Annotated in this window: 1 protein-coding gene; it reads right to left on the bottom strand. The window is 74.1% G+C overall.

The window, feature by feature from the left end:
• Positions 1-19: 19 nt before the first annotated feature.
• On the bottom strand, positions 20-304 hold the full coding sequence (locus ACSNOD_RS31470; protein WP_436770485.1) for a hypothetical protein: 285 nt from the start codon (positions 302-304) through the stop codon (positions 20-22).
• Between the last annotated feature and the right edge of the window lie 589 nt (positions 305-893).

Raw genomic sequence — 893 nt, 5'->3', positions numbered from 1 at the left:
GCGCGTGAATATGTCCTGTTCAGGAGGTGCGGATTTGGTATCTCCTCGGGGGTGCTCGGGGTCGGTGCGGACCGCCGCGCTCCCCGGCCGTACGGGCCTCGGTGGTCCGACCCCTCGCGCTCGGGTCGTGGGTGTCCCGGCCGGCCCGGGCGGCGACGGTACGGAGCGCCGAGTCGAAGCGGTCCTCAAGGGAATCGGACGCGGGGGCCGGCCCCACGTCGGCGGCGGACTCGTCGTACAAGTCCCGCCACCAGTCGTCCTCGGTGCCGCGGTGCGACCCGTTCTGCTCGCCCTGCTGGCTCATGACCCTTATTGTCCACCGCGAGGGCCGTCCGAAAACGGCCCTGCCACAAACAGCCCCCCTCCGGGCGGGTCCCGTCCACGCTGTCCGTGACGTGACCGTCCCCGCACCCCCGCGCCTCCGACGCGGGGCCCCCGGCCGAAAGCGGGGAAACCACCGCCCCGCCCCTCCGGGGCGGAGCAACGGGCCCGCGCCCCGGCACGAAGCACCACCCGGCCCCCGGCCTTCGGCCGGGGAAAACACCCCGCCCCTTCAGGGCGGGAGAAGGAGGCCGCGCCAAGGACCAGGGACCTTGTCCCGCCCCCTCGGGGCGAAGCACCACCCCACTCCCGGCCGAAGGCCGGGAAAATCACTCCGCCCCTTCGGGGCGGGAGAGGGGGGTCGCGCCGAAGGCCGAGGATTTCTTCCGCCCCTTCGGGGCGGGAGAGGGAAGCCGCGCCGAAGGCCGGGGGAAACACCCCGCCCTTCAGGGCGGGAGAAGGAGGCCGTGCTGAAGACCGGGGACCTCGTCCCGCACCTCCGGCGCAAAGCACCACCCCACCCCCGGCCTTCGGCCGGGGCAAAGACCCGCCCCACCGGGGCGGGAGAGTGA

Source organism: Streptomyces sp. URMC 123, from assembly GCF_051386515.1.
Lineage (GTDB): Bacteria > Actinomycetota > Actinomycetes > Streptomycetales > Streptomycetaceae > Streptomyces.
This window is presented reverse-complemented; position numbering and strand designations above follow the sequence as displayed.

What these genes read in the sequence shown, in the direction of transcription:
- ACSNOD_RS31470 (WP_436770485.1), bottom strand. Translation starts at nt 304, where the DNA reads ATGAGCCAGCAGGGCGAGCAGAACGGGTCGCACCGCGGCACCGAGGAC.